This window comes from Nocardia rhamnosiphila NBRC 108938 (assembly GCF_000720425.1).
GTDB lineage: Bacteria > Actinomycetota > Actinomycetes > Mycobacteriales > Mycobacteriaceae > Nocardia > Nocardia rhamnosiphila.
Map to the genome: position 1 here is coordinate 376,446 of NZ_JOAJ01000001.1, position 18,261 is coordinate 394,706.

Here is an 18,261-nt window from a genome sequence, read left to right on the forward strand (position 1 = left end):
CGAGGAGTCACCGTTGTCCCCTTCTTCCGCGACCGGATCCGAACCACAGTTCACACTCGTATCCGCCACCGATGCCGCCGCCGCGGTGATCCCGGACCGGGATCTGATCGTGCAGGGCGAGCGTAGGCGCACCTACGCGGAGGTCACCGACCGTTCCCGGCGCCTGGCGGCCTATCTGCACGCCCAGGGGCTGGGATGCCGTACCGAACGGCCGGATCTGCCCGATCACGAGGTCGGGCAGGATCTCCTGGGCATCTACGCCTACAACGGGCCCGAATTCGTCGAGAGCATGATCGGCGCCTTCCGGGCCCGAGTGGCACCGTTCAACGTCAACTACCGCTACGTCAAGAACGAATTGCGGTATCTGCTGGCCGATTCGGGCGCCACCGCACTGGTCTATCACGCCGCGTTCGCGCCGACACTCGCCGAAGTACTGCCGGAGCTACCCGGTCTACGAGTATTGATCCAGATCGCCGACTCATCCGGTAACGATCTGCTCGCAGGCGCCGTCGACTACGAAACGGTGCTCGCCGCCACCGAACCCGAACCGCTACCGGTCGACCCCTCCCCGGACGACCTCTACGTGCTCTACACCGGCGGCACCACCGGCATGCCGAAGGGTGTGTTGTGGCGCCAGCACGATATCTACATGGGAGCCTGCGGTGGGCGCGATGCCGGCAGCGGCGCCACGATCGCCTCCTACGACGAAATCGCGGAACGGGCGCGCGCCAATCCCGGGATGAAACTCATGGTGATTCCGCCGCTGATCCACGGAGCGGCGCAGTGGGCCGTGCTCACGGCCATGACCACCGGCCAGACGATCGTGCTGCCCTCGGTCACCGACCGTATCGATGCCGACGAGGTCGTGCGCACCATCGAGCGGGAGAAAGTATCGGTCGCCATGGTGGTCGGGGATGCGATGGCGCGGCCGGTGCTGGCCGCCGTGGAAGCGGCTGTCGCGGATGTGTCCTCGATGGTGGCGCTCGCCAACGGGGGCGCGGTGCTCAGCCCGGCCGTCAAAGAACGCTGGATCGCGGCGGTGCCGGGGCTCGCGGTACTCGACGGTGTCGGTTCCTCGGAGACCGGCGCGCAGATGCACCATGTATCCGCCGCCGGATTCGTCTCGACCGGGAAGTTTGCGGCGGGCGCCGATACCCGGGTGGTCGCCGAGGATCTCGGCTCCGTACTCGAGCCCGGCCACGACGGGATCGGCTGGCTCGCGCAACGCCGCTTCACCCCGCTCGGCTACAAGGGTGATGCGAACAAGACCGCCGCGACGTTCCCGGTGATCGACGGGGTGCGCTACGTCCTGCCCGGCGACCGCGCCCGTCTCCTCGCCGACGGTTCGGTCGAACTGCTGGGCCGCGACTCCATGACCATCAACTCCGGTGGCGAGAAGATCTTCGCCGAGGAGGTGGAGATCGCGATCTCCTCGCATCCGGCCGTGGCCGATGTGCTGGTGGTGGGCCGCCCGAGCGAGCGCTGGGGCCAGGAAGTGGTGGCCGTCGTCGAACTCGTCGAGGGCGCCACGACCGCTTCCGACGAGCTGATCGACCATGCCGGGCGGTCCCTCGCGCGGTACAAGCTTCCGAAAGCCGTGGTGTTCCGGCCCGAGATCACGCGCAGTCCAGCGGGTAAAGCCGACTACCGCTGGGCCCGCGAGCAGGTGGCAGGCCAGGCCTGACCGCGGCCGTCGGCCCGGCCGCCGCGCGTCCCGGCGGCGGCCGAGCCGAGGGGATCAGGCCGGCGGTGTGCCCTGCCGCCGCGCGTCCTTGACCAGGCCGCCGCCGATGATCAACCGCTGGATCTCGCTGGTGCCTTCGTAGAGTCGCAGTAGCCGGACATCGCGGTAGATCCGCTCGACCGGGACATCGCGCATATATCCCGTACCACCGTGCACTTGGACCGCGAGATCGGCGACATTTCCCACCATTTCGGTGCAGAACAGTTTCGCCACCGACGGGGCGGTGCGCCGATCCTCGCCGGTGACCCAGCGCCGCGCGGCATCGCGCGCCAGGGCGCGGCCGGCCATCACCCCGGTCTGCATATCCGCGAGCATGGCCTGCACGAGCTGGAAATCGCCGATCGGGGTGCCGCCCTGGGTGGCGGTCGCGGTGTAGGCGACCGATTCGTCGAGTGCGCGCTGGGCGGCGCCGACGGCCAGCGCGGCGATATGGACCCGGCCGCGGGCCAGCGAGGTCATGGCCGCTCGGTAGCCGATGTCCTCGCTGCCGCCGACGAGGGCGTCGGAGCCGACGCGGACATCCTGGAACCGGACCTCCGCGGTCCACGCGCCCTCCTGCCCCATCTTGCGGTCTTTCGGCCCGATCTCGACGCCGGGAGACTCGGCGGGAACGAGGAAGACGGCGATCCCCGCGCCCTGCTCGTCGGCCGGACGGGTGCGGGCGAACACCACGAACAAGTTCGCGACGGGGGCATTCGTGATGAACCGTTTCTCGCCGTCGAGCACCCAGTCCGTGCCGTCGCGTCGTGCGGTGGTCCGCAACGACGCCGGGTTGGATCCTGCCCCGGATTCGGTGAGTGCGAACGAGGCGACCACGGCGCCCGAGGCGATGGGTTCGAGCCAGCGTGCTTTCTGTTCGTCGGTCCCGAAACCGACCAGCACCTGTCCGGCGATACCGTTGTTGGTGCCGAACTGCGACCGCAGCGCGAGTGTGGTGTAGCCGAGTTCCATGGCCAGTTCCACGTCTTGGGTGAGGTCCAGGCCCAGCCCGCCCCATTCCTGCGGGATGGCGTAGCCGTACAGGCCCATGGCCTTGGCCTGCTCGACGATCTCGGCGGGTATCCGGTCCTGTTCGGCGATATCGCGCTCGCGTTTCATGACCACGTCACGAACGAAGGTCCTTGTCTGGGCGAGGATTTCCCGGAAATCCTCCTCGGTGACCGATTCGGCGGCGGGTTCGCTGGTCATAACGGGACTCCTCGTACCGGCTGTGTGCGCCGGTGTCGTCTGCGCGTTCACGGATCCGCGATACGAATCCGCGGATCTACGATACTGTAACTACAACTGTATGTGATACGGGAAATATAATTACGATGCCCGGTGCCGACCACGACAGTAACTCGCGACGGAGTGCCATGAACGCATATGACCTCGGCCTGCTGGTCCTGCGACTGTGTCTCGGACTGACGATGGCCGCCCACGGCTACAACAAAATCGCCGCACCCGGCGGCCTGTCGGGCACAGCGTCATGGTTCGACGGTATGGGTATGAAACCGGGGCGGTGGCACGCGCGGATCGCGGCCGGCAGCGAAATAGGTTTCGGGCTCGCGCTGTCGCTCGGCCTGCTCACCCCGGTGGCCGCGGCCGGTTTCGTCGCGCTCATGCTGGTGGCCGGCTGGACGGCGCACCGTGGTAACGGCTTCTTCATCGTGCGCAACGGCTGGGAATACAACCTGGTACTCGCCGTCGCGGCCATCGCGGTGGCGATGGTGGGCGCGGGCCGGTTCGGCATCGACCGGCTCCTGTTCGAGCCCGGCGGTTTCGACGGCCGGCCGGGTCTGCTCGTTGCCGCCGGGGTGGGCCTGGTGGCCGGTATCGGTCGGCTGATGCTGTTCTACCGGCCGCCCGCGCCGGCCGAATCGTGATCGGCGGGTCTCAGGTATGACGGGCACGGCCACGAGGAAGGGCGGTGGCCCTGGTGCCCCGTCCGCCCGGCGGAGGGTATGAGCAGGCCGGCGGGTCGTTACCGTGTGTTGTGCCCGACGATCGCGAAGCTCACCGTGGCGAGTGCGGCGAGGTGATTCTCGGGCATGTTCCGCACCTCGACCTGTACGACAATCGAGCGTTTCCCGGAGTGCACGATGGTGGATACCGCGCGGGCCGTACCGGTGGTGACGGCGCGGAAATAGCGGACGCTCAGGTCCGAGGTCACCACACCGCCGGCCGGGAGACTGTCCAGCGCCAGTGTGCCCGCGGCGATATCGACCAGGGTGGCGACGAGACCGCCTTGCAGGCCGCCCGAGGTGTTGACGACATGGGGCGCCACCGGCAGCTCCCAGGTCACCGCACCTGATTCGTCCGGTTCCTTCCGGAAACCGATGTGGTCGAGTAGTTCGCCGATCGCCTGAGTGGAAGTCATGGCCGGTCCTTGTCGAGTTGTCGTCGAGCGCATCCCGTTCCGGGAGCGTGGGTCGAATTGCGATGCCGTATGCGGCACCGACGGAGGAGTGCTCAGTGCGGGGGCGCGGTTGCCGTGCCGACCTCGGCACCGCGTTCGGACAGCAACTTTCGCAGCGCTGCGATATCCACTTTGCCTGTGGTACCACGCGGGATCTCGGTATCGGAGTCGAGCAGCAGCCAGGTGGACGGCACCTTGAACGAACTCAGGATCTCCTTGGTCGCGGCGCGCAGCCGCTCGACGCCGGGGCTGCCCGTGACGATCACGGCCGCGGCCACCCGCGCGGTGTCGCCGGAGTCGATATCGGTGACGAAAGCGCCGGTGACGCCGTCCAGCGAACGCAGCGCTTTCTCGACTTCACCGGGGTAGACGGTCGCGCCGTTGACCTTGAACATATCGTCGCGCCGGCCGTGATAGAAGAGGAAGCCCGCGTCGTCGAGGTGCCCGAGGTCGCCGGTGGGGTAGTAGCCGTCGGGGGTGAACAGATCCCCGCGGGCGCGGCCGCAGATATCGCGCAGGATATGCGGTCCGCGCAATTGGATCTCACCGATGGTGCCCGCGGGCACCGGGTTACCGGCCGGATCGGCGATGCGTACCTGCATACCGGCGAACGGCCGTCCGCAGCTGCCGTGTGCGGATTCGGGCATATCGGTATCCGCGGGATAGCCGCAGTAGGGGCCGAAGGATTCGGTCATCCCGAACAGGTTCGCCCGGGCTCCGGGCCGCGCCCGCTGCCCGGGTGGTAACAGGGCCTCTAGGCTGCCCGGTCGCAGCGCGGACAGATCCGTGCCGAGGGTTTCCGCCCGGCGTGCGAGGGCTTCGGCCTGGTCGGGCCAGCCCCGGAACAGGGTGACCCGTTCGCGTTCGAGCAACTCCAGGGTCGATTCCGGCCGCGGTATCTCCTCGGTGACCAGGGTGGCGCCCGCCGCGAGCGCGGAAAGGAGGCCGCCGCCGAATCCGCCGACCCAGAAGAACGGCATCGGGAGGTAGAGTCGGGTCTCGGCGTCGATACAGCGGGCGGTGAGCCCGGAGCGCACGGCGGCCAGCGCGTTGCCGTGCGAATGGACCACCCCTTTCGGCAGGCCACGGCTGCCGGAGGTGAACATGATGAGCATCGGGTCGGCCGGGCGGACCGTGGCGGCGAGTGCTTCGGCGACCGCGCTCGCCGCCGGTGTCGCCGTGAGCTGCGCAGGGGCGCCGGTGATATCGCCATATCCGGGCGTAGGCCGAACGTCGGAGAGTACCGGCGAAGAGGCGTATCGCCTGTCCACCGAGGCGGGGGTGCGCTCGGCGGGGAGAGTTGCCCCGAGCGGTTCGGTGGCGGCCTCGGCGGTGAATATGTGCCGGAGGGCGGGCAATTCAGGGTGGTGGAGCGGTGCGGTATCGATTGATTCGCCGAGGACGGAGCGGAGTCCGTCGAGGTAGCGGTGGCCGCGGAATTCGACGGTGGTGATGAGTACTTCCACGGCGGCGGCGCGTAGCTGGGCGATCAGTTCCGGCGGTTTCAGCAGTGTGCTCATCGGGACGAGGACCGCGCCGATCCGGGTGAGCGCGAGCGCGATCCGTACCCAGCCGACACTGTTGGGGGCCACCAGCCCCACCCGGGTGCCCTTGGTGATTCCGGCTTCCACGAACCCGGCGGCCAGCCGGCGGGTCGTGGCGTCGAGGTCGGCGTAGGTCGCCCGCGAATGGGGATCGATAACCGCCGGATGCTGTCCGCGCTCGGCGGCGTGGCGGCGCAGCAGGGTATCGATGGTGTCGGTCGCCGCGGTGTGCTCAGGCATCGAAGATCTTTCCGAGTCGCTGGATATCCACTTTGCCGCCGGGCAGCAGCGGCACCTCGCCGGGCGGCAGCGCGGCGAATCGCCGGGGGATTTTGTAGGCCGACAACTCCCGCCGCAGGCTTTCGCGCAGCGCGGTGGCGTCGACGGCGGCGTCCGGGGTGACGAGTACGGCGGCCACGATCTGCCCGCGGTCCGGGTCGGGCAGGCCGAGGACATATGCGGGCGTGCCGGTGACCTTCGCGATGGCCTTCTCGACCTCGGCCGGCGAGACATTGGCACCCGCGGTCTTGATCATGGCACCGCGTCTGCCGAGGAAGTAGACGAAGCCTTCGTCGTCTACGCGCACCAGATCACCGGTGTGGAACCAGCCGTCGGCGTCGAAACACTCCTCCCGGCTGCGGCCGTGGTAACCCTGCATCACATACGGTCCGCGGATGTACAGTTCGCCGGTGGTGGCGTCGGCACCGGTGGCGGGGTCGACGATCCGGGTATCGAATCCGGGTGCGGGCTTGCCGAACGAACCGCGCCGGTGCTCCGGCTGGACCGAGTCGTCGCCACTGAGCAGTACCACGCTGCCCGCCTCGGTCATCCCGAGCATATTGTGCCGCAACTCCGGATCGGCGTGCCGTGCGTCGGCGGGCATGATCGCGTACAGATTGCCGCGGCGCATCGAGGACAGATCGCGCGCGGGGAAGCTCGGATGCCTGGCGAGGTGTGCGATCCCGGCCGCGAAACCGTTGGTGACCGTCGGCTTCTCGGCTTCCAGCAGATCGAGGGTGGCGCTCGCGTCGGTGGCGTCGGAACACAGCAGTGTCGCACCGGACAGCAGGGTCGCCAGCAGCGCGAAACCGAAGCCACCGATCCAGAAGAACGGCGAATTGCAGAACAGCCTGTCTTCCGCGGTGAGGCCGCGGATCTCGTTGAGGTTGCGCTGATGGCCCAGTAGCGCGCCATGGGTGTGTACGACGCCCTTCGGTGCGCTGGTCGAACCGGAGGTGTAGATGATCGACAGCGGATCGGCGGCGGCGATATCGCGTTCCACCGCCGCGAGGAGTTCCTCGCCGACGGTGTCGGCGAGCCGGTCGAGTTCGCCGATATCGCGCGGTCCGGCGCCGGAGCGGTGGCTTATCGCGATATGGCGCAGTTGTGGGACGGCCGGGCACAGCAGCCGGTCCCGCACGCGCGGTGCCGTCCGGTCGAATGCACCGGGTAGCACCTCGGCCAGCCGCGCCACGTAATCGTGACCGCGATAGCCGTCGATCGACAGGAGTATCCGGATATCGCTGTCCACCAGCAGCCGGGTCAGTTCACTCGTGGTGGCGAAGGTGGAGAAGGGCACCACCACGGCCCCGATCCGGGCGGCCGCGAACGCGGCGATCATGAAATCCGCCCCATTGGGGTACAGCAAGCCGATATGCGTGCCCTTACCGGCGCCCAGCGCGATCAGCGCGCGGGCGAGCCGGGCGGAACGGACCTCCGCCCCGGCGTAACCGATCCGTTCGCCATCACAGATCAGCAAAGGATGCTCACCACGGATGCTCGCCTGCCAGCGAAGCAGTGGGGCGATGGTGTCGCTATCGGTCGGCACGGTTGCCACCGTCGAGATCTACCTGCCGTACCGGGGAGGGATCGGCGTACCCGGGAGCCGTGTGGTCGGCCCGGTCGTGCCCGGGCAAGACGTGATCGGCGACCACACGCCCGGTGGCGTACGGCAGATCCCCGCCCTCGCCAGGGGCGGCGTCAGCAGCCTCGTGGTCGGTGGGATCGGCGGATCCGTGCTCGGTGCGGCCGAGGGTCGCGTGCTCGGTGGTGTCAGCGGGATCGTGCCCGGTGAGGGCGGCCGGCGTGTGCCCGGTGGCGCCGGAAGACCTGGCCCTGGCGGAGTGGCCGGGCGCGGTGCCCGCCGATGGAACGGTCGCGTTTCCGCTCGGGGAAACCTGTGCGTGCCGCGACGCGGTGGTTTCGAAATGACCCCGCACCGCTCGGAGGTCGGGCTTGCCCGAGGGGGTACGCGGAATCGCCTCCACCACAGCCAATTCCGTAGGAATCTCGTAGCGCGCCAGCCGGGTCTGCAGGAAGGTGGTCAACTCGCCGTGCGAGGCGTCCGCGTCGGGGTGCAGTTCCACCATCGCCACCGGTGTCTCGCCGAGCCGCTGGTCCGGCCGGCCGACCACCGCGGCACCGCGCACCGCCGGATGGCTTTCCAGGGCACCGCGCACATCCTCGGGCATGATCTTGAAACCGCCCCGGATGATCGCCTGGTCCGCCCGGCCCAGTATCCACAGGAACCCGTCGTCGTCGATCCGTGCCAGATCGGTGGTGCGGACCCAGTCCGCTCCTGGTCCGAGCTGTCCCGGGATCACCTCGAGCAACCCCGCCTCGCCTGCGCCGAGCACCCTGCCGTGTTCGTCGACCACCCGCAGCCGGGCTCCGCCGGTCGCCCGGCCCACACTGCCGCGCTTCGTCGTCCAGTACCGTTCGTGATCGGGCAACGTCCAGCCGGCCACGCCGCCGCCGAATTCGGTGGCAGCGTAGGAGGTCAGCACCGGGATGCCGAATTTCTCGCAGAAGGCGTCGGCGTCATCGGCCGACAGCGGTGCCGTCCCGGAGGTGACGACGCGGATTCCGGCGAGGTCCTCGCGGCGCAGTTCGGAATGCAGCACCATCCGCAATGCCGCCGGTACCAGCGAGACCGCGCCCGGCCGGTGCGCGCGCACCGCGCGCACCCAGGATTTCAGCGCGAACCGGGGCAGCAGCACGAACGGCCGGGCCTCCGTGAGGCACTGCAACACCCGGAAGACACCGCCGATGTGCACCAGTGGTGCGTTGACGACGGCGACCCCTTTGCGGGGCCGCGTCGGGGCGTCGGCCGTTGCCGGATCGGTCCCCATGGTGCTGCGGGCCAGCATGTCGTAGGTGATGTCCACCCGTTTCGGCGGTCCGGTGGTGCCGCTGGTCAACATCCGGACAGCCACCCCAGGCCGCGCCGCTTCGGTGTTCTGCGTGGTCGCCGTATTCCGGACCTCCGGCAGGGCGTCCGGACCCGGGATCGAAACGACCGTGGTCTCCGGTGCCGCTACCACCAGCGAATCTAGGTCGCCGGGTGCGCCGATGAGCAGCGGCAGCCGTAAGGCGGCGATATCGTCGCGGGTCCGGTCGTCTCCACGCGACGGGTTGATCACCACCACCGTATCGCCGGCGAGCAGCACCGCCAGGAGCGCGGCCACGTGCTCGGGCCGGTTCCGCAGGAGAATCCCGACCGGACGCGGCCCCCCGCCCGACTCGATGATCGACCCGATGCGCTGGGTGAGCCCACCTATACGTCCCCACGAATACCAATGCTCGTCGAATTCCAGTGCGGGTGAATCCGGTTGCAATGCCAGGACATGGGCTATCCGCCGGCTCAGCGGGTGGGTATGTACTGCGGTGTCGGTCATCAGCGGATCCTCGGTTCGGTCGCGGTGGGCGACCCGGCGGCCAGTTCGGACTTGCCGATCGGATTGCCGAGCCGGGTGTAGATGAGCCCGTGGTCGAGCGCCGCGCGGTAGGGCTTGTCGAGTGATTCCCAGATCGCTTTGACCGTGCCCTGGGTGGCCGCGGGTGGTTTGGCGGCGATGGCGGCCGCGATGCTGTGGGCGCGGGCCCAAAGGTGTTCGCGGGCGACGACCTCCGACACCAGCCCGATCCGCAGCGCGGTCTGTGCCGAGACCCGTTCGTCATTGCCCATCAGCGCCATCCGCAATGTCTCCCCGAGCCCGATCCGGCGCATGAGCCCGACCGGCTCCAACGCGGAAACCAGGCCCGCGGAGACGTGCGAGTCGAAGAAGGTCGCCTCGTGCGAGCAGATCACCACATCGGATTCGTTGACGAAGTAGAACGCCCCCGCGGTACATATCCCGTGCACCGCGCACACCACCGGCTTCCACATCTTCTGCCATTTGGGGCTGAGCGATTCACCGGGATCCTCGTGATGCCAGACACCGGCCGGTTGTCCGTAGGGGGTTTTGACATCGAGTCCTGCGCTGAAGGCCCGGTCGCCTGCCGCGCGAACGACGACGGCGTTGACCGAATCGTCGAGTTTGATCGTGCGCCACGCGTGCTGGACTTCCTCGCACATCGTCCGGTTGAACGCGTTCAAGCGCTCGGGCCGATTCAGGGTGAGTGTCGCGATACGGTCGCCGGAATCGATATCGAGCAGAATCGTCTCGAATTCGCCGCTGTGGCCGCGCGCCGCCGCCTCGGTGGCCCTCTTGCCGGATGGCTCGGTGTGCTCGTTCGCCGGCCCGGGGTGCGCGGGTATCCGGGGCTCGGAGTTCCTCGGTGCGCGGCTCATCGGCATTGCCAATCGGGCGCGCGCTTCTCGATGAACGCTTTGGGCCCCTCGAGCGCGTCCTCGGTGCGGGTGACGCGTTCCCGGAACGATTCGGCGAGCATTTCGGCCTCGTGCAACGGCACGTTCAAGCCTTTGAGGATCGCCAGGCGGGTACCCCGGACCGCCAGCGGCGCATTGGAATTGACGATTCCCGCGAGCTCGTGGGCGCGTTCGAGCAGCCGATCGTGTGCCACGACCTCGGTGACCATCCCCAGCTCGTAGGCGCGCTGGGCGCTCATCCGCTCGTGTTTACCCATCAGCGCCATCCGCAGCGCGACCGTGCGTGGCAGCACCCGGGCCAGACGGACGACCTCACGCCCGGCGACCAGGCCGATACTGACGTGCGGATCGAAGAAACTCGCCCGGTCCGAGGCGATGACGATATCGCCCGTGGTCACCCAGTCCAGCCCGGCGCCGCAGCAGACGCCGTTGACCGCGGTGAGCACCGGTTTGGTCATGGTCCGGAACGGGGGCGTGCCTTCCTGGGGCGCCTCCCACTGTTCGTAGGTGGACAGGTACGGCCGTTCGTTGATCACCTTGCCGTCGCCGGGGATGGCCTTGACGTCGGCGCCGGTGCAGAACGCGCGGCCCGCGCCGGTGACGATGAGCAACCACACCGCATCGTCGTTCTCGGCCTCGTCGTAGGCGGCGCGCAGCTCGGTGATCATATGCGGGCTGAGCGCGTTGAGGGCGTCGGGCCGATTCAGCGTGATGGTGGCCGTGTGTCCGTCGACGACATAGTCGATGGTGTCGAACGGCATGGTTCCCTCCTGGGCGGGCGGGGGACTGGAGTGCATACTGATATAGATACAGTAGACAATACCGTTGATCTTCTGCCAAGGTTTGTGCAGACCTACCGGTGACGAAAGCAAGGTTTCGATGGCCGCGAACGACATATCCGACCCCGAGCCCGCGGAGGAAACCACGACGGGCCTGCGCTTCGGCGAACAACCGCTCGCGCAGACGGTGGCCGCCGCCGGCGCATTGCGCCGCATCGCCGGATTGCTGATTTCCCTGGAGCAGCCCCATTCGGCAGTCGGCACGATGATCGAAAACCTCGAGCGGTGGGAGCGGGAACTGGCCGTCGCGGCGCCACCGGACTCCGCACCTCGCGTAGGGCCGCACGCGAGCGATACCCAGCGTGTCTACCTGGATCACGCCTTCGACATCGGCGCGTACAACCCATGTTTTCCCGAGTATCACTTCGATGTGCTCGGCCCCGACCGCGCCGGCGGCCGGATCACCTTCCCCTTGGTGCACGAGGGCCCACCCGGGCTCGTACACGGCGGCTTCCTCGGCGTGTTCTTCGACGCGGTGGTCCAGCATCACAGCTGCGCTGTCGGCGTCACCGGGAAAACCCGGTCGATGAACATCACCTACCGCCGGCCCACGCCGATCCTGGTGGAGCTCCGTTTCGAGATCGACCGCGTCGTACACGAGACCGGAATCCGATCGACCGCCCGGCTCTTGCGCGACGACGCCCTGCTGTGCACGGCGGACGTCGAGACCGTCGCGGCCACCGCGGCGAAACTGGCCGGCACCCATTTCGGCCGGCGCCGCGTGCCCGACCGACCCGCCCCGGCACCGCGACCCCACCCGTGAAGAGAAGAGGACTGCCGATGACCGGCTCCACCGCCGCAGAAGGCCGAGTGCACTACGACGTCGACCCTGGTGGCCGGATCGTCACCATCACGCTCGACAACCCCGTCCGGCGCAATTCCTACAACGCCGCCATGCGTGACGAGCTGGCCCGGCATCTCGATCGCGCCGCCGAGGACGACGACATCACCGTCGTCCTGTTGCGCGGCACCGAGGGCGTATTCAGCACCGGGGCCGATATGAACAACGCCTACGGCTGGTACGGCGATCGCGCGGGCGCCGACGGCAAACCGGTGAAAAGCCGCCCGAGCCAGCGCCGCCGGCTGGCCGTGGACCGGAAATCGTTCGGCTTCTATCACAACCTGATGGGGTATCCGAAGGTCACCGTGGGCGAAATCAGCGGATACGCGCTCGGCGGCGGCTTCGAAATGGCCCTGATGACCGATATCTCGGTGATCGCCCGCGACACCAGGATCGGCATGCCGGCCACCCGCTTCCTCGGACCGGCCCTGGGCAGCCTGCACATGTTTTTCCACCGGCTCGGCCCGGTACTGGCACGGCGCATGCTGCTGACCGGCGATATCCTCCAAGCGGACGAGGTGGAACACCTTGGTGTGTTCACCGAAACCTGCGACCCGGCCAGTGTCACGGCCCGGGCCCGCTACTGGGCCGAGAAGGCGGCGAAAATGCCCGCCGACGGCGTGGTCATCGCGAAGGAGGCGTTCCGGCTGGTCGAACAGGGCCAGGCGTACCAGGGGGAAGAGGTCGCCAGTTATCTGTTCCACGCGTTCGGCACCAACCTCCAGTTCGCCCCGGGCGAATTCAACTTCGTCAAAACCCGCGCCGAACACGGCACCCGGGAGGCTTTCCGGTTGCGGGACGAGCACTTCCACGTCCCCGAACCCGATATCTCCTGAGCAACACAGGCGACGGTCCGCAACAGCTTCCCCTGTTGCGGACCGTTGTACGAGCCGATGCGCTTACCGGTTCTCCGCGATCAACCGGCTCACATGGTCGAGGATGCACCGTAGGCCGTATTCGAAGTTGTGCTCGTCCGGTGCACCCGATTTGCGACCCTTCGACATCGCCTGGGAGAGCAGCGGAGTCTTCTCCGGATCGATCCGGATCTCCTCGTAGTAGGCACGGGCCGAATCGCCGAGTTCGGAGTTCTTGTCGTAGAGCCGTTGCAGTACCACCGAACCCCGGATGTGCAGGTTCACCGCCGAATAGGTGTCGAATGCCTGATCGACGGTCAGCCCCGCCTGGACCAGCGCCGCCACCGCGCGTTCCATCCCGCGGGCCCCGAGGCGGGCGGCAGGTGGGCTCAGCGAGGACCGGATGAGGACCAGATCGCACAGGATCGGGTTGCCGAGGAAGGCATAGCGCATCGTCCGGGCGTGATGGGTCAGCGAATCACGCCAGTGGGCCGGATCGATGAAAGGGGTGTCGAAGACGTGCCGGCTCAGCGCCCGGTCGGTCATGGCGTTGAGCAGATCGTCCTTCTTGCGGAAATACCAGTAGATACTGGTGACCCCCACGTCGAGGTGTTTGCCCAGCATCGGCATGCTCAAGCCGTCGATCGAGACCTGTTCGGCGAGTTCGAAGGCACCGTCGATGATGTCCTCGGGATTCAGCGAGCCACGTTCCCGCCGGCGGCGCCTTACCCCGGTTGCTTTTCGGTTCACATCGGATCTCATTTCTTCCGCACCTGTCAGGCACCCGCACCGCGCCCGGTGGTGTACACCGGATCGCGCTTCTCGCTGAACGCCGCGAACGCCTCGAGGACGTCGGGGCAGGTCAGATTGATCCGCTGCGCGTGTCCTTCGCTGAGCAGCGCTTCGCGCATGGTGCGGTCGGCGCCGTCGTTCAACAGGGCTTTGGTCTGCGCGAGAGCGGTGGGCGGTCCCGCCGCCAGACGTGCCGCCGCCTCGGCGACGAAATCGTCGATGGTGTCCTGGGACCGGATCCAGGTGACCAGGCCGAGCGACCGGGCTTCCGTGGCATCGACGGTGTCGGCGAACAGAGCGAGCCGTTTGGCCTGCTGGAGTCCGATCAATTTGGGCAGCAGCCAGGATCCGCCGCAATCCAGTGAGAGCGCCCGGCGGGTGAAGATCTGGCAGAACGTCGCGTCCGGGGTGGCGACGACGAAATCGCAGCCGAGTGCGAGGTTCCACCCGGCGCCGACCGCGACCCCGTGCACCTTCGCGATCGTCGGCACCGGCAGATCGTGCAATTGCAGGACCGCCTCGTTGATCGCACGGATCTCCGTGGCGGGATCCGGGAACTCGTCCATCCCGGAGGCATCCGCGATATCGGCGCCGGAACAGAAGGCCCCGCCCGCACCGGTGAGAACGACCGCACCCACCTCGCCGCCGTAGGTGATGTCACGAAGTTCGTCGCGCAGGGCCGACCACATCGGGCGGGTGATGGCGTTCTTGCGGTGCGGCCGGTTGAACGTCAGCGTTCGCACCCGCCCGGTCTGGTGACTGAGCAGTACGGGCTCATCGGTCACGGTATGGTCCTTTCCACTACCGCCCCGGCGGGAACCGCGGGGCCTATCGCACCTCGATCGCGCAGTGCGGCGAGGGCGTCGGTGTCGAATCCGGCCTCGGTCAGCACCGCGTCGGTGTGCTGGCCCAGCGCGGGAACCGCGCCCATCGGCGGGTCGTAGCCGGTGAGGATCGGCGGCGGCAGCAGTGCGGTCACCGGACCGGCGGGCGTCGCGACGGCACGCCACCGTTTCCGCTGTGTCAGATGGGGATGGGCGAGGACTTCGGTCGGAGTGTTGTACCGCGCGTTGCCGATACCGGCCGCGTCCGCCTGCCGCTGGATGACGTCCAGATCGCGACCGGCGCACCACTGTGCGATCGCCGCGTCGAGTTCGGCGCGGTGCCCGACCCGGCCGGCGTTGGTCGCGAACCGATGGTCACCGGCCAGATCGGGACGAGCGAGCAGGTCGCCCGCCAGGCGTTGCCATTCCCGGTCGTTGGTCGTCCCGAGGACCACGATCTGCCCGTCCCGGGTGGGGTACGCACCATAGGGCGCGACCGCCGGTGACCTCATACCGATCGGTTCCTGGTCGATTCCGGTATGCCGGGACCAGGTCAGCGCATACCCCATCAGCTCGGCCATCGTGTCGAACAAACTCACCGACCCGGAGGTCGGGCCGGGGACCGGCCGGCCGGGCGCGTTCCGGGCGTAGAGCATCGTCACGATCGACAGTGCCGCGTAGATCCCCGTCGAGACATCGGCGATCGGCGGGCCGGGTTTGGCCGGAGAGCCGGGCGTGCCGGTGACCGCGCAGGCTCCGGATTCGGCTTGTATCAGCAGGTCGTAGGCCCGCTTATGCGAGAGCGTGCCGCCTGCGCCGTAGCCGTCGATCGATATCGAGATCAAGCCGGGATGCCGGGCGGCCAACTCGTCCGGGCCGAATCCGAGCGCGGTGACCGCTCCGGGGGCGAGGTCGGAAACGAAAACGTCCGCGCTGTCGAGCAGGCGGTGCAGGGCCGCGGAGCCGTCGGGGTCTTCGATATTCAGCGCGACCGATTCCTTGCCGCGATCGGCCCAGACGAAATGCGCGGCCAGCCCCTGCACGACCTGGTCGTACTCGCGGGCGAAATCGCCACCGCGCGGCTTCTCGACCTTGATCACCCGCGCCCCGAAATCGGCGAGGACCCGCGTGCACATCGGGGCGGATACCGCTTGTTCCAGCGATATGACGGTGACCCCGCTGAGCGGACCGGGAACGGACTCCACTGCCATCACATCACCAGGCCGCCGTCGACCGGCAGGACCTGACCGGTTACGAAGGAGGCGGCATCGGAGGCGAGGAAGACGAAGGCACCGGCGAGTTCTTCGGGTTCGGCCCAGCGCCGCGAGGGAATCCGCGCCAGCGCCGCGCCGTGGGCGGCCAGTGCCGCGGCGATCGCGGCGCCGATGCCCCCGGCGGCACCGGTGACCAGCGCCGAGCGCCCCGACAGGTCGAACAGGTACCGGCCGGCCATCGTCGGCTCCTTCCGAGGTGGGTGGCGTCGTGGCTCAGGCGACGACATCGAAGGTCACCGGGAGCGCATTCGGCGAGCGGAACGGCTGGCCGAAGATATGCGGATCGCCCTCGTCTGTCAGCTCGAACCCGGTCAGGCGGGTGAGCAGGCGGTCCAGCGCTACCCGGGTCTCCATCCGTGCCAGGTGCAGGCCGAGGCAGGTATGGGCGCCGGCGGTGAAGCTGATATGCGGGATGCGGCGGCGGTGGATATCGAATTCCTCCGAGCGCTCCCAACGGTTCTCGTCCCGGTTGGCCGAGCCCAGGCACAGATCGAGGACCGCGCCCCGGGGGATCGCGACGCCGTCCAGTTCGGTGTCCTCGGTGACATACCGTTGTACGAGGGTGAGCGGGGTTTCGTAGCGCAACCCCTCCTCGATGGCCGGGGTGAGCAGGCGGCGATCGGCCTGCACGGCCGCGAATTGGTCCGGGTGCTTCAGCAGCAGGTAGAGCAGATTGCCGGAGGACCGGTAGGTGGTTTCCAGGCCGGCCGGCAACAGCAGCCGCAGGAACGAGTAGATCGCCTCGTCGGTGAGCTTCTCGCCGTCGATCTCGGCGGTCACCAGATCGCTGATGATATCGCCGGTGGGGTTGCTGCGGCGCTGTTCGATATGCCCGAGGAAGTACTCCTGCAGGTCCTTCGACGCCTCCAGTGCGCGCCCTACGTTCCCGGCGTAGCTGATGATCGCCACGGCCGCCTTGCGAAAGAACGGCAGATCCTCCTCGGGCAGGCCGAGCAGCCGGGCGATGACGCGGGTGGGGAATTCGAAGGTGAACTCGCGGACCAGATCGGCATTGCCGCGTTCGGCGAATTCGTCGATGAGCGCGTCGCAGATCGGCCGGACGATTTCGGGCTCCCAGGTGAGCAGCGATTGCGGTTTGAACGCCGCCGAGACCAGACCCCGGTGCGCTTTGTGCCGGGTGCCGTTCATCGCGAGGATGGTCGGCCCCATGAACACGCCGATCGTGGAATCGTAGAGGGCGGTGCTGAACACCTGGCTGTTGCGCAGGGCAGCGTTGACCGCGTCGTAGGAGAACGCCGAGTAGCTGTCCTCGGGCCGCAGTGATTCCGGGGTTCTCGAGTAGTCCATCACCGTCCCGTGCGAAACCCCGTTCTCGGCGCGCCGGGCGGCGAAGTACGGGTAGGGGTCACGTAGGTCGAGGGTGTCCCCGGCCGGTGTCGATTCGTCCTGAACAGGGCTGTTCACAGCTCCACCTCCAGCGTCGTCGGGACCTTGCGGAATCCGCGTTATTAAACTTACTGTAATGTATACAGTAAAAGGCTTTTCCCGCAACGGCAATCTCCTGTGGTGCGTGGGCTTTCCTCGTCGGCCGGGGGTGGGCCCGGAACGCGCCGCCTGCCGAGATTCTCTGCGGGCGGCACGGTTCCGGCACCGGTATCAGAGTTGGATCGGCGCACCCGCTGCCATCGGCGCCACGAATCCGCCGTCCACGTGCACGTCCTGGCCGTTGATCCAGCGCGCGGCAGGCGAAGCCAGGAAGGTGATGACCGGGACGATATCGTCGACGCTCGCGTGCCGCCCGACCGTGGCCTTGACCATATCGAGGACATCCTTGCCCATGCTGGTCTCGAAATCGGTGAGGATCGGCGTCTCGGTGGGCCCGGGGCTCACCGTGTTGATCCGCACCCCGTACTTCTGCCACGCCGCCGGCGCCAGGCGTTTGGCGTGGATGATCGCGGCCTGCTTCGATGTGCTGTACACCGGATAGGCGGGATCCTGGACGTCCTGCCAGGCCCGGACCGTCTCGAGATCGGTCGCGTCGAGAAGGCCGGCGAGTTCTTCGACCCGCTGCTGCCAGCCGAGTGCCGCGACCGACGCGATGGTGACGATCGCGCCGCCCTCACGCAGGCGCGGGAGCATTCCCTCCGTCACCAATCGCATGCCGAGGTAGTTCACCGCGAGCACATCGTGGGCCGGCGCGGTGCCGGGCACGCCCGCGACGTAGGCCAGGACGTCCCATTCCGAGCCGATGCGTTCCAGTAGTCCGTCGATCGCCGCGGCGTCTCGCAGATCGCACTGTTCGTGCCGGGACGCCGGGGTGTCGTTCGGGTGCAGGTCCACCGCGAGGACGTAGTCGCCCTGCCGGTGGTAGTGCTCGGCGGTCGCCGCGCCGATTCCCGATCCGGCGCCGACGACGACGATCTTGCGTTGTTCAGAGGACATGACTACCACCGCTCCAATGCCCGGTACGACTTATAGAATGCTTGACAGTAAGCCTGACTATAAATCACTCTGGTGGGGCGACACAACGCGCCGGGCCGGCGCCTGGGCGACGGGTCCGACCAGGAGTAACACGAAG

General features: G+C 67.9%; 15 protein-coding genes and 2 pseudogenes. 4 read left to right on the plus strand and 13 right to left on the minus strand.

Annotated elements, in window-relative coordinates; all coding sequences use genetic code 11:
- The first annotated feature begins 13 nt into the window (after positions 1–13).
- Positions 14–1,684 carry an acyl-CoA synthetase gene (locus IG75_RS0101860; protein ID WP_030519362.1) on the plus strand — a complete coding sequence of 557 codons (1,671 nt, stop codon included), beginning with the start codon at positions 14–16 and terminating at the stop codon, positions 1,682–1,684.
- Between the two features lie 54 nt (positions 1,685–1,738).
- Here the strand turns inward: IG75_RS0101860 and IG75_RS0101865 are convergent, their stop codons facing one another.
- Positions 1,739–2,932: an acyl-CoA dehydrogenase family protein gene (locus tag IG75_RS0101865; RefSeq protein ID WP_030519363.1), complete on the minus strand. Its 1,194-nt coding sequence runs from the start codon at positions 2,930–2,932 to the stop codon at positions 1,739–1,741.
- Between the two features lie 167 nt (positions 2,933–3,099).
- Here IG75_RS0101865 and IG75_RS0101870 point away from each other — a divergent pair, with 167 nt between their 5' ends.
- A complete protein-coding gene (locus IG75_RS0101870) occupies positions 3,100–3,609 on the plus strand; it encodes a DoxX family protein (RefSeq protein WP_030519364.1) in 510 nt (169 codons plus the stop codon).
- A gap of 98 nt (positions 3,610–3,707) precedes the next feature.
- Here IG75_RS0101870 and IG75_RS0101875 read toward each other — a convergent pair whose 3' ends face one another.
- The 6 genes and pseudogenes from IG75_RS0101875 to IG75_RS0101900 form a co-directional block, all read right to left on the minus strand.
- The gene (locus IG75_RS0101875) at positions 3,708–4,103 is read right to left on the minus strand and encodes a PaaI family thioesterase (RefSeq protein ID WP_030519365.1); all 396 of its coding nucleotides are present in this window, start codon (positions 4,101–4,103) and stop codon (positions 3,708–3,710) included.
- Positions 4,104–4,195: 92 nt separating this feature from the next.
- On the minus strand, positions 4,196–5,926 hold the full coding sequence (locus tag IG75_RS0101880; RefSeq protein WP_030519366.1) for an AMP-binding protein: 1,731 nt from the start codon (positions 5,924–5,926) through the stop codon (positions 4,196–4,198).
- Positions 5,919–7,514, minus strand: coding sequence for a class I adenylate-forming enzyme family protein (locus IG75_RS0101885; RefSeq protein WP_030519367.1), 1,596 nt, complete (start codon positions 7,512–7,514; stop codon positions 5,919–5,921). Before IG75_RS0101885 ends, IG75_RS0101880 begins: the two co-directional genes overlap by 8 nt.
- A gap of 367 nt (positions 7,515–7,881) precedes the next feature.
- Positions 7,882–9,363, minus strand: a pseudogene (locus tag IG75_RS0101890) (class I adenylate-forming enzyme family protein); the annotation flags it as partial.
- Positions 9,363–10,259, minus strand: a complete 897-nt coding sequence (locus IG75_RS0101895) for an enoyl-CoA hydratase/isomerase family protein (RefSeq protein ID WP_081876713.1) — start codon at positions 10,257–10,259, stop codon at positions 9,363–9,365. The gene IG75_RS0101895 and the pseudogene IG75_RS0101890, both read right to left, overlap by 1 nt.
- On the minus strand, positions 10,256–11,059 hold the full coding sequence (locus IG75_RS0101900; protein ID WP_030519370.1) for an enoyl-CoA hydratase/isomerase family protein: 804 nt from the start codon (positions 11,057–11,059) through the stop codon (positions 10,256–10,258). The genes IG75_RS0101895 and IG75_RS0101900 overlap by 4 nt, the downstream gene beginning before the upstream one ends.
- Positions 11,060–11,177: 118 nt before the next feature.
- Here IG75_RS0101900 and IG75_RS0101905 point away from each other — a divergent pair, with 118 nt between their 5' ends.
- The gene (locus IG75_RS0101905) at positions 11,178–11,900 is read left to right on the plus strand and encodes a hotdog family protein (protein ID WP_051714103.1); all 723 of its coding nucleotides are present in this window, start codon (positions 11,178–11,180) and stop codon (positions 11,898–11,900) included.
- 17 nt (positions 11,901–11,917) lie between these two features.
- The gene (locus IG75_RS0101910; RefSeq protein WP_030519372.1) at positions 11,918–12,814 is read left to right on the plus strand and encodes an enoyl-CoA hydratase/isomerase family protein; all 897 of its coding nucleotides are present in this window, start codon (positions 11,918–11,920) and stop codon (positions 12,812–12,814) included.
- 63 nt (positions 12,815–12,877) lie between these two features.
- On the opposite strand, the gene IG75_RS0101915 is transcribed toward IG75_RS0101910, so the two are convergent.
- The 6 genes and pseudogenes from IG75_RS0101915 to IG75_RS0101940 all read right to left on the minus strand — a co-directional run bounded on the left by IG75_RS0101915 (position 12,878) and on the right by IG75_RS0101940 (position 18,125).
- Positions 12,878–13,582 carry a TetR/AcrR family transcriptional regulator gene (locus tag IG75_RS0101915; RefSeq protein ID WP_030519373.1) on the minus strand — a complete coding sequence of 235 codons (705 nt, stop codon included), beginning with the start codon at positions 13,580–13,582 and terminating at the stop codon, positions 12,878–12,880.
- A gap of 26 nt (positions 13,583–13,608) precedes the next feature.
- Positions 13,609–14,409 carry an enoyl-CoA hydratase/isomerase family protein gene (locus IG75_RS0101920; RefSeq protein ID WP_036512055.1) on the minus strand — a complete coding sequence of 267 codons (801 nt, stop codon included), beginning with the start codon at positions 14,407–14,409 and terminating at the stop codon, positions 13,609–13,611.
- On the minus strand, positions 14,406–15,659 hold the full coding sequence (locus tag IG75_RS0101925) for a CaiB/BaiF CoA transferase family protein (protein WP_030519375.1): 1,254 nt from the start codon (positions 15,657–15,659) through the stop codon (positions 14,406–14,408). The genes IG75_RS0101920 and IG75_RS0101925 overlap by 4 nt, the downstream gene beginning before the upstream one ends.
- A pseudogene (locus IG75_RS38030) lies at positions 15,659–15,784 on the minus strand (SDR family oxidoreductase); the annotation flags it as partial. The gene IG75_RS0101925 and the pseudogene IG75_RS38030, both read right to left, overlap by 1 nt.
- Before the next feature lie 151 nt (positions 15,785–15,935).
- The gene (locus IG75_RS0101935) at positions 15,936–17,147 is read right to left on the minus strand and encodes a cytochrome P450 (protein ID WP_030519377.1); all 1,212 of its coding nucleotides are present in this window, start codon (positions 17,145–17,147) and stop codon (positions 15,936–15,938) included.
- Between the two features lie 192 nt (positions 17,148–17,339).
- Positions 17,340–18,125 (minus strand): coniferyl-alcohol dehydrogenase, encoded by a 786-nt coding sequence (locus tag IG75_RS0101940; RefSeq protein ID WP_030519378.1) that lies wholly within the window; start codon positions 18,123–18,125, stop codon positions 17,340–17,342.
- Positions 18,126–18,261 lie beyond the last annotated feature (136 nt).

Coding starts and splice junctions, on each gene's coding strand:
- IG75_RS0101865 (WP_030519363.1), bottom strand. CDS start 2,932: ATGACCAGCGAACCCGCCGCCGAATCGGTCACCGAGGAGGATTTCCGG.
- IG75_RS0101870 (WP_030519364.1), top strand. CDS start 3,100: ATGAACGCATATGACCTCGGCCTGCTGGTCCTGCGACTGTGTCTCGGA.
- IG75_RS0101875 (WP_030519365.1), bottom strand. CDS start 4,103: ATGACTTCCACTCAGGCGATCGGCGAACTACTCGACCACATCGGTTTC.
- IG75_RS0101880 (WP_030519366.1), bottom strand. CDS start 5,926: ATGCCTGAGCACACCGCGGCGACCGACACCATCGATACCCTGCTGCGC.
- IG75_RS0101895 (WP_081876713.1), bottom strand. CDS start 10,259: ATGAGCCGCGCACCGAGGAACTCCGAGCCCCGGATACCCGCGCACCCC.
- IG75_RS0101900 (WP_030519370.1), bottom strand. CDS start 11,059: ATGCCGTTCGACACCATCGACTATGTCGTCGACGGACACACGGCCACC.
- IG75_RS0101905 (WP_051714103.1), top strand. CDS start 11,178: ATGGCCGCGAACGACATATCCGACCCCGAGCCCGCGGAGGAAACCACG.
- IG75_RS0101910 (WP_030519372.1), top strand. CDS start 11,918: ATGACCGGCTCCACCGCCGCAGAAGGCCGAGTGCACTACGACGTCGAC.
- IG75_RS0101925 (WP_030519375.1), bottom strand. CDS start 15,659: ATGGCAGTGGAGTCCGTTCCCGGTCCGCTCAGCGGGGTCACCGTCATA.
- IG75_RS0101940 (WP_030519378.1), bottom strand. CDS start 18,125: ATGTCCTCTGAACAACGCAAGATCGTCGTCGTCGGCGCCGGATCGGGA.